Raw genomic sequence first — 9,505 nt, 5'->3', positions numbered from 1 at the left:
CTTAAGAGAGGCGAATGACACGCAGCCGGCTGAAGGTTCCCCTTGTAGGAGCTCAGCCCTCTGAGCGAATGACACGCAATTGGCTGAAGGTCCCCCGAAACAGCTCAATAGGTCTGCTTTCTACCAAAAAGATAAAAGACCAAAACCTCGCACACGCACCCCTTCGGGCATAAAGCCTGGCTTCCTACAGGGTAATTTCCCCGCACCGATCTACCTTGTAGCAGCTCAGTCGCACTTTTCTTAAGAGAGGCGAATGACACGCAGCCGGCTGAAGATTCCCCTTGTAGGAGCTCAGCCCTCTGAGCGAATGACAGGCAGCCGGCTGAAGACCATCCGAAGCAGCACCAAAATCTGAATAACGAAAACCAAAATCCTGCACACTACCCCTCTGGGCATAAAGCCTGGCTTCCTACTGCAATCGAACTCTATAAAACAAAGGCGAGGGTGATTGGAAGGAACAGTAAACTACCCATATTGCCCAGCAAAACGATAGAAGCGACTTGCTCAGGCTCTTGGTTATAACGTTCTGCAATCATGTAATTGAGAACGGCAGGTGGTAGTGCTCCAAATATAACAAGATAAGCGAACTGTTCGCTGCTTAACTGTAGGAATTGCTGACAAAGAACCGCGAGCGCGATACCACTGAGTGGACACAATATTGCGCTGTAGGTACCAATTTTCCAGTTTTTGAAATCAACGCTAGTCATGCGCACACCTAAAGCGAATAGCATAAGGGGAATCGCAATCTGCCCAAGCATCTCAATAAATGTGGCTGCTGCGGCAGGTACGGATAGATCAAATCCACTCCAAACTAACCCCAAGATCGTAGCAAATATCATCGGCATCTTAAGTAGATTGATGAGCCGTGTTTTATGATCAAGTATGTAAATGCCAACAGTAAAGTGAAGTACGTTTTCAACAAGGAAAAGTACAACAGCAGCAGATAGCGCATTTTCGCCAAAGGCTAACACAATTAAAGGTATGCCTAAGTTACCGCTATTACTAAACATCATCGGAGGGATGAAGGTTTTAGGGTGTACTCCAAGCATTTTACAGGCTGGAAAGAGAAGTATCCCGGAACCTATGACAATAACAGCTGCACCGATAGCGAGATCTTGAAACTGGACAAGGTCAAATGATTCAGCAGAAAGAACCGAAAAAATGAGTGCAGGGACAAAAATATCAATATTGACTTGATTGGCCGTCGCCATATCGATTTTGTATTTTCGGGCATAAAAAAATCCCACTGTGACAATCGCCACTAGTGGGAAAACGGTCAAGAAAATACGTTCAAGTAGAAGGCTTTGTGTATCCATTTACCTTTGTTCCTTTAAAATGACACAACGCCAACTGATTGAATTAGCTATTCCCTATAGCGTGAATTAACACTCAATAGGGAGGGGTGTATAAGAATGTAAAAGTTAGGTGTTAGTCGAACTTTTTGCCTGTAGGTACAACCATTACAGGGACTTTAGCCGATCTAATGACCTGTTGGCTCGTATTGCTATGGTGACCAAAACGGTTTTCTGCACCCATAACAATTAAATCTACATCTAATGTAGATGCCGTTTTCAGTATGCTATCAGCTTGGTTTCCTTCAGCAACTTTATGTTCAATATTTAGTACAACAGGTTGATCAAGGCTTTGCAGTTCATCGTCACAAAACTGTTCGACCCTTTGCTGCATGTTTTCATGAATTGCTTCAATTCCTTCATCATGCATTTTTTTGATCAGGTCTTCAGATACATAGTTTTGAATAAGGGCATGACCCATTTCGCCCATAGGCTCAACAACATGCAGCATAATGATCTTTGCATCATTAAGTGTTGCTTGGTTAACCGCTTGGCGGAAAACTGGGCGAGTATGCTTGCCTAGAGAGGTCGCGTAAAGAATGGTGTTAATTTTCGGTAGTGCCATCTTATAAATCCTCTTATATACAGATCACAGCTGCTGCGTTGTGATCTGAGCGTTTTCTGGATTGCTGTTATCGCTTTGTAGTTTAGGTTGGCTACAGCGATCAATGAGATAAACCAGTGACTTGTAATCAATACCACTGTGGTGAGTCAGACCTATTTCACATGTACGGCTAGTTGAGTAGCCGGTTTTACATGATTTAACTTGATCTTTAAGCGTGCGCAGGGATGACGCATTTAATTCTGGCGTGCTAAAGCCTTTATCACCTGCAAAGCCGCAGCAAGTAATTTGGTCTGGAACAACAACATTGTTAGAGCAAGCATAGGTGATGCGTTTGATCTTCTCTGCTTGACCCATTCTCGTTGCGCTGCAGGTAATATGCAGAGCGACTTCTTCATCTGTTGGTGTGAACACAAGACGATCAATTACAAACTTATCGATAAAATCGATGCTGTCGTAAAGCTTAATATCTCGATCTAAATTCTCTTGTAAACGCAAGCTACAAGGGCTGGTATCAGAATAGACCGGGATCTCTCCATTATCAGTATACTTGCGTAGAAGCGCTTCTGTTTGATCTGCTTTAGACTTGGCCGCATCAAACATACCTTTAGATTGGAAAGGCATACCACAACAGAGATCATCCAATCCTTCCGGAATGATAACGCTAAAGCCTGCTTTTCTTAAAAGCTGTAATGTCTTATCCGCTAAAGGTGTTTGATCCTCTTCGCCACGTGATGGTCCCATTGTTCTGCTGGCACAGCTTGGAAGATAGACCACCTTAGGGCCTGTTTCATTTGCATCAGGCTGGTAGGCTTTTAACTTCGGAGCCGCCTTCGGCATAGAAGGGGTCCACTGCTGCACAATACCGCCGGTGACTTTACGTGCAGCCCCAGTAATAGCGCTCATCGCTTTAGTGCCAATTACCGCATGAGTGGCATCGGCCACTTTAAACGTGACACGGGTAGCTGTAGTCAGCCCTCCGTAATGATCAGCTAGCCATTGTGCGAGTTTGCTATGTTTCGCGTTTTTCCTGTTTCTGATCGAGCGTGTTAAATCGCCTGTGTTGATACCGACAGGGCAGGTTGTTGAGCATAAACCACATGCAGCGCAGGTATCACTCCCTTGATAAGCGTATTCCTCTTTAAGGGTCGCAAGCCTTTCAGGATCATCGTTGCTTTTCTCAAGCCGAGCGATTTCACGCCACAAAACGATGCGCTGACGAGGTGTTAATGTTAGGGCTCGGGATGGGCAGGTTGGCTCACAGAAACCACATTCAATGCACTTATCCACAAGCTCATCAGCGGCAGGCATCGATTTAAGGTTTTCTAAATGAACATTACTGTTCTTATTTAGAATAACGCCCGGGTTTAAAATATCACGTGGGTCGAAAAGCTCTTTTAGCTCCCACATTAAACGGTAAGCATCGCTACCCCATTCCATCTCTACATAGGGGGCCATATTGCGACCAGTACCATGTTCAGCTTTTAATGAACCATCGTACTTATTAATCACCATTTTGCAGACTTCATCCATCAAGCCATCATAGCGGTCAATTTCCGCCTGTGTATCAAAGGATTGAGTGAAAACAAAATGTAGATTGCCTTCCAATGCATGACCAAAAATTAGCGCTTCACTGTATTCCCATTTATGGAATAGTTCGTGGAGGTCGTGAACAGCATCAGCAAGTTGATCAACAGGGAACGCAACATCTTCAATAATAACGGTAGTGCCAGTTAAGCGAACAGCACCGACAGCAGGAAACAGCCCTTTACGAATAGCCCAGTATTGAGCATTAACGGCAGGATCTGTCGAGAACTCAATAGGTTTCGTTGTTTCTAAGCCTTGAATAGATGCGCTGATCTCTTCAACTTGTTGTTGCAGTGTTTCGGCATCAGCGGCACGTGTTTCTACAAGTAGCGCCGCAGCATCTTCCGGTAGTTCTTTAATGAAAGCGGGCATGCCGTCTTTATTCTCAACGGAATGCAGGCCTGCTCGGTCCATCAATTCAACGGCGGAAACCGGTGTTTTCTTGAGGATAGCGACCGCTTCACAGGTTGTACGTACGGTATTGAAGAAAATAAGCGCAGAGGCTTTGTTTTCATGTTCATCGACCGTGTTATAGGTGATATTAGATATAAAGCCTAAAGTGCCTTCTGAACCGATCATTAAATGCTGCAAAATATCGATCGGATCTTCATAATCAACGAGTGAATTGAGAGCATAGCCTGTTGTATTTTTAAGACGATATTTATGCTCTATACGTTCACGTAACTGCTCATCTGAACGGGTCTGTCTTGCTAAAGAGTCTAGGGAATCAACAAGACCTTTATGAGACTCTTTAAACTGCTCGACACTGGCTTGGTCGCCCGTATCAAGAATTGTTCCGTCAGCTAGCACGAGTCGCATGCTGTTTAGTGTACGATAACTGTTTTGTGCCGTACCACAACACATGCCGCTGGCATTGTTAGCTGCAATACCACCAATCTTTGCGGTATTGATTGATGCTGGATCCGGACCAATCTTCTTGTGTAAAGGGGCAAGGTATTTATTGGCATTTCCACCAATAACACCAGGCTGTAACTTTATAGTCTTCGCATCAGGGCTAATCTCATAGTTATCCCAACCGTCGCCTAATTGAATTAGAACAGAATCGGTAATCGCTTGGCCTGATAGGCTGGTGCCTGCTGCGCGGAAAGTGACTGATATATTGTGTGAATCAGCCAGTTGAACAATTTTTACGATCTCATCTTCACTGCCTGCACGTACTACAATTTGCGGAATTAAACGGTAAAAACTAGCATCTGTACCGTAGGCAAGTGTACGAAGAGGGTCTGTGATCAGGCGATCTTCAGGTATAAAGCCCTGAAGTGCATTCAGAAAATCCTGATAGCCCTGTTTCATTATTCACACCTCACTTGTGAAAATAGAAAGAGTGCATGAGCGCTCTTAATAGAGCCTTCTAACACCTATATAAATGCAAGAAGGCCCTAATAGTTCAGCTTAGCTGTATGCGATAGCGGGTAGCCATAGTACGAGCTGTGGCCAGAAAACCAATACCAACAATGCAATCAGCTGCAGAATGATGAATGGGATAACGCCTTTGTAAATATCAGTGATTTTGACATTTGGCGGACAAACACCTTTCAAGTAGAAGAGTGCAAACCCGACGGGCGGTGTTAAGAACGATGTTTGCAAGGCCATGGCGACAAGCATGACGAACCAAACCAGTTCAGGATTATCAATGCCAGGTGCCGTAATATCTAATCCGAGCGCGGATATTACCGGTGCCAAGAGAGGTAAGATAATCAGCGTTATCTCAATCCAGTCAAGGAAGAAACCAAGCAGGAAGATCACACCTAAGATGAAGAAAATAATACCGTAAGTACCAAAAGGCAGTCCTGTTAGGAATGCTTCAATCATCTCATCGCCACCCAATTCACGAAGTACAAGCGCGAAGCAGGTTGCACCAATGAAAATAGCGAAGATATAAGCGGTGGTATTCATTGTGCCGCCAACAACTTCCTTCAGGACTTTGAAACTGAATTTCTTGTTGTATAGCGCTAGCAATGTCGCACCAAATGCACCTACACCTGAGGCTTCAGTCGGAGTTGCGATACCGCCAAAGATAGAACCTAGCACGACAAAGATAAGCGCAAGTGTCGGCAGGATATCTTTAAGTACGTTCCAAACAATGCCAGCGGTAACAGGTTTCGCATCTTTAGGCACGGGTAGGTCATCAGGTTTAACCATGCCGCGAAGCAAGATATAAACAATATAGAAACTACCCAGCATTAAGCCTGGAATGACAGCCCCCATGAACAGGTCACCCACAGACAAACCAAGTTGGTCTGCCATGATAACCAGCATGATGCTTGGTGGAATTAGGATGCCTAGTGTACCTGCCGAGGCAATAGTGCCCAGCGCCAAGGGCATGTTATAGCCCTGTTTAGTCATTGCCGGTAGCGACATAACCGCCAGTAGCACAACGGACGCACCGATAATGCCTGTAGAAGCTGCTAGGATAATACCGATAGCTGTAACAGTAATTGCTAAGCCACCATGAACGCGCCCAAACAGTTCCTGCATCGATTTCATGAGGCGTTCGGCGACCCCAGACTTATCGAGCATGATCCCCATAAATATAAACATGGGGAGGGCGACTAATATCCAATTTTCCATTATGGTCCATAAGCGATTCACCACCAGTCCCAGTGTGGTGTAATCCAGACCAGTCATGGTATCTAGATTGTTATCAGCAAATTGGCCAAGAAAAGCAAAAACAATACCGATACCGCCCAAAACCCAAGCGACTGGTATGCCTGTAAATAGTAGCGCGATGAAGGAAAGGAACATCGCGATAACGAGAATCTCATTCGGATCCATCAGTCTTCACCTTTAATTAGTAATGTTAGATCTCGAATTAAACGGGATACCACTGCAAGTCCAAGAAGAGCAAAACTTGCAGGAATAACGCCTTTAATAAGCCATCGCCATGGTAGGCCGGAAGCTGCTTCAGACGCTTCATTCACACGCCATGCTTCAGCAACAAAATCTAAACTGTGAAGAAAGATAATTACGACAAATGGAAGTACGAGCGTGATAATGCTCAATACTTCAATAATTCGTTTTGTTCTAGCGCGCAGACGAGAGTAAAACAGGTCTACACGAATATGTGAGTTGGTTGTTTGTGCATAGGCCAGTCCAAACATTACCCCTACAGAGTAGAGATGCCATTGAAGCTCTTCTAATGCAATTAAACCGCTGGCAAAGCCTTTACGCAAAATAACCTGCAGCATGATGACTAACACTAAGGCGACATAAGCCCAAGCGATAGTAAGACCAATTCGTTGAATGAATTTATCAATTGCATCAGCGATTGGTACTGGGGTCAGTTTATCGTTTTCAGTCACCGAAACTTACCTTCGCTTTTTTATAATCAGATCTATAGAGCACTGGGACGGCCGCTGTAGATCAGATTTATTTATAATTATTAAAATAGCCTGTGGGGAAACCAGATGCCAATTTAAGGTAGCTAGCGCCCAAAGGAGAACAGGGTAGCTATAGGCTACCCTGTTTCATTCCGAAGGCTGGGAGCCTTGCGGAAGTTTATAACTTACTTAGACGCACGAGGTAGGAATGCATTCGCTTCCCAAAGGTCGTAACCGTCACGGAATGTGCTCATGTCAGTCCATACTTTCTTGAAGAATGGGTCAGCTGCAGTTTTCTCAGCAACAACTTCATTCCAAGTAGTTTCGAATGTGTTAAGCATAGTGTCATTCCAGTAACGGATCTTAACGCCATTTTCAGCCGCTTTTTCCATTACAGGGAACTGCATTGCTTCACCTTCAGCAATAGAGTTTGTCATAGACGCTTTACATGTTGTTTCAACAAGTGCCTGCTGGCCTTTGCTCATCTTGCCCCAAGTATCTTTGTTGATTAGTAATTCAAAGACAGTTGCTTGCTGATGCCAGCCAGGGAAGTAGTTGTACTTAACAATTTTGTGGAAGCCTAGGCGCTGATCGATAGCTGGCTGAGAGAATTCTGATGCATCGATTGCACCTTTCTCAAGCGCGCCGAAGATTTCACCACCTGGAAGCTGAACTGTACCTACGCCTAGTTTTTCCATTACAGAAGCACCAAGGCCGAAGAAGCGCATGTTCAAACCTTTAAGGTCTTCAGGCTTTTCGATTGGTTTCGCAAACCAACCAGATGTTTCAGGAGAGATAATTGCACAAGGCATTACTTTAACGTTGTAGCCTGCATTGTCATACATCTCTTGGTAAAGGCTCATACCGTTACCGTAATACAACCATGCCATGTATTCGCCAGCTTCTGGGCCGAATGGTACTGCAGAGAAGATTGCAGCCGCAGGCATTTTACCCTGCCAGTAACCCGCAGTGGAGTAACCAGAGTTTACTTTACCAGAAGATACAGCATCCAGAATCTCTTTAGGGCTTACTAGTTTGCCCGGCTCATAGATCTTCATTTTAACGTTGCCGTCACTGATCAGTTTCAGCTGGTCTGCTACCCATACGATAGGTGTTCCAAGTGCAGGCAGGTGAGAACCAAAAGCAATTGGCGTTTTAAGAAGTAGTTTGTCGGCAGCCTGTGCTGGAGCGCTTACACCTGCAACGGCAGCTGTAACTACAGCAGCGGAGATCAAAGACTTGGCGAACTTTTTCATGTCACATCCTCAGAGATTCGTTTTTATATTTAGAATTGCGTGGCAGGCAAGTCGAGGTATTAAGACCTGTTAAAAACCTCTGCTGCACTGCACTAATCTCAATTGGTAATACCAATTAACCACAAGAGACTTCCTACTGTATTTTTTTTGAGCAGTGTCTGTCAATGTTTTTTTGGTTTAATTACTATAGATTAAAAAAATTCATATGCCATAGTGCCTATGAAATCTATATTTTATAGGTCTCATTGTCATGAAAAATATAATAAATAATTAGTAGGGCCTTGTTTTTAGCCTGAAGAATAAATTACCATCAATATTGGTCATACCAATATTATCGAGATTAAACTATGAGCTACAACAGGGTTAAACAGCCAAAGATTTCTGATGTCATTATGGGGCAGATGGAAGAGATGATCTTAGAGGGAACGCTTAAGCCTGGTCAGAAACTACCGCCAGAGCGTGAGCTTGCGAAGCAATTTGAGGTTTCCCGCCCCTCGCTACGAGAGGCTGTGCAGAAGCTAGCTGCTAAAGGCTTGCTGAATAGTCGGCAGGGTGGTGGGACTTACGTTTCTGAAGATCTAGGTGGTTCGTTTTCGGATCCTTTGTTGGAGCTTTTCCGTACTCACCCTGAGGCGCAGTATGATCTTTTGGAGTTCCGTCATGCTTTAGAAGGTGTGGCAGCATATTACGCAGCGCTAAGAAGTACGCCTGCGGATAAAGAAGCGATTCTTAAATGTTATTCTGATCTGCAGCACTATCATGATAATAAAGAGATCCAGAAAGAGGTGTACGCTGATGTGGATTTCCATCTAGCGATTGCGGCCGCAACTCATAACATGGTTTTGCTCCATATGATGCGCGCAATGTTTAATCTGCTCCGCGAGCATGTATGGGATAACTTGAAAAATATCTACCCGCGCTCTGATTACAGGGAAAAGATCCATGATCAGCATAAAGTGCTAATGGACGCCATCCTCGAAGGGGAGCCGGAAAAAGCGAGGCAAGCCGCTCATCATCATCTAGCCTACGTAGAAGAAGCTCTGCTGGAAGGCGAGCGTGAAAACACACGCTTAGAAAGAGCGTTACGACGCGCAAACATTGTTGAGCCAGCGGACAAGTCTTAATTTTTTAAGGCCGGCTCCTACAGGTAAAACTAATACCTCGCGCACGCACCCTCTGGGCATAAAGGATGGCTTCCTACAAGGCTGGTTCATTGTAGGAGCTCAGCCGCACTTTTCTTAAAAGAGGCGAATGACAGGCAATCCGCTGAAGACAGCCCCAAACCATAAAAATGGTTCCGTTTCCTAAAAAACCAAAACCTCGCGCAGAGGCTGGCTTCCTACAAAAAAACCAAAACCTCGCACCCACCCCCTGGGCATAAAGGATGGCTTCCTACAAGGCTGGTTC

Annotated in this window: 7 protein-coding genes; 1 reads left to right on the top strand and 6 read right to left on the bottom strand. The window is 44.7% G+C overall.

Going from position 1 to position 9,505, the window contains the following annotated elements; translation table 11 throughout:
• Positions 1-425 precede the first annotated feature (425 nt).
• The 6 genes from B4K11_RS04885 to B4K11_RS04860 form a co-directional block, all read right to left on the bottom strand.
• A complete protein-coding gene (locus tag B4K11_RS04885) occupies positions 426-1,316 on the bottom strand; it encodes an AEC family transporter (protein ID WP_292957212.1) in 891 nt (296 codons plus the stop codon).
• 112 nt (positions 1,317-1,428) lie between these two features.
• Entirely contained in the window at positions 1,429-1,917 is a 489-nt protein-coding gene (locus B4K11_RS04880; RefSeq protein ID WP_292957209.1) for a universal stress protein, read from the bottom strand.
• Positions 1,918-1,941: 24 nt separating this feature from the next.
• Complete coding sequence (locus B4K11_RS04875) at positions 1,942-4,815, bottom strand: FAD-binding and (Fe-S)-binding domain-containing protein (RefSeq protein ID WP_292957206.1); 2,874 nt, start codon at positions 4,813-4,815, stop codon at positions 1,942-1,944.
• A 99-nt stretch (positions 4,816-4,914) separates the two neighbouring features.
• Positions 4,915-6,297 carry a TRAP transporter large permease gene (locus tag B4K11_RS04870; RefSeq protein WP_292957203.1) on the bottom strand — a complete coding sequence of 461 codons (1,383 nt, stop codon included), beginning with the start codon at positions 6,295-6,297 and terminating at the stop codon, positions 4,915-4,917.
• Entirely contained in the window at positions 6,297-6,824 is a 528-nt protein-coding gene (locus B4K11_RS04865) for a TRAP transporter small permease subunit (protein ID WP_292957200.1), read from the bottom strand. Before B4K11_RS04865 ends, B4K11_RS04870 begins: the two co-directional genes overlap by 1 nt.
• A gap of 203 nt (positions 6,825-7,027) precedes the next feature.
• A complete protein-coding gene (locus B4K11_RS04860; protein WP_292957197.1) occupies positions 7,028-8,098 on the bottom strand; it encodes a TRAP transporter substrate-binding protein in 1,071 nt (356 codons plus the stop codon).
• Between the two features lie 347 nt (positions 8,099-8,445).
• Here B4K11_RS04860 and pdhR point away from each other — a divergent pair, with 347 nt between their 5' ends.
• The gene (gene pdhR / locus B4K11_RS04855; RefSeq protein ID WP_292957194.1) at positions 8,446-9,222 is read left to right on the top strand and encodes a pyruvate dehydrogenase complex transcriptional repressor PdhR; all 777 of its coding nucleotides are present in this window, start codon (positions 8,446-8,448) and stop codon (positions 9,220-9,222) included.
• Positions 9,223-9,505 lie beyond the last annotated feature (283 nt).

Origin of the sequence: Neptuniibacter sp. UBA6509, from assembly GCA_002435145.1 — a bacterium.
Taxonomy (GTDB): Bacteria; Pseudomonadota; Gammaproteobacteria; order Pseudomonadales; family Balneatricaceae; genus Neptuniibacter.
The sequence above is the reverse complement of the archived record's forward strand: the minus strand, read 5'-3'. Positions and strand labels throughout refer to the sequence as shown.

What these genes read in the sequence shown, in the direction of transcription:
- B4K11_RS04885 (WP_292957212.1), bottom strand. Translation starts at nt 1,316, where the DNA reads ATGGATACACAAAGCCTTCTACTTGAACGTATTTTCTTGACCGTTTTC.
- B4K11_RS04880 (WP_292957209.1), bottom strand. Translation starts at nt 1,917, where the DNA reads ATGGCACTACCGAAAATTAACACCATTCTTTACGCGACCTCTCTAGGC.
- B4K11_RS04875 (WP_292957206.1), bottom strand. Translation starts at nt 4,815, where the DNA reads ATGAAACAGGGCTATCAGGATTTTCTGAATGCACTTCAGGGCTTTATA.
- B4K11_RS04870 (WP_292957203.1), bottom strand. Translation starts at nt 6,297, where the DNA reads ATGGATCCGAATGAGATTCTCGTTATCGCGATGTTCCTTTCCTTCATC.
- B4K11_RS04860 (WP_292957197.1), bottom strand. Translation starts at nt 8,098, where the DNA reads ATGAAAAAGTTCGCCAAGTCTTTGATCTCCGCTGCTGTAGTTACAGCT.
- pdhR (WP_292957194.1), top strand. Translation starts at nt 8,446, where the DNA reads ATGAGCTACAACAGGGTTAAACAGCCAAAGATTTCTGATGTCATTATG.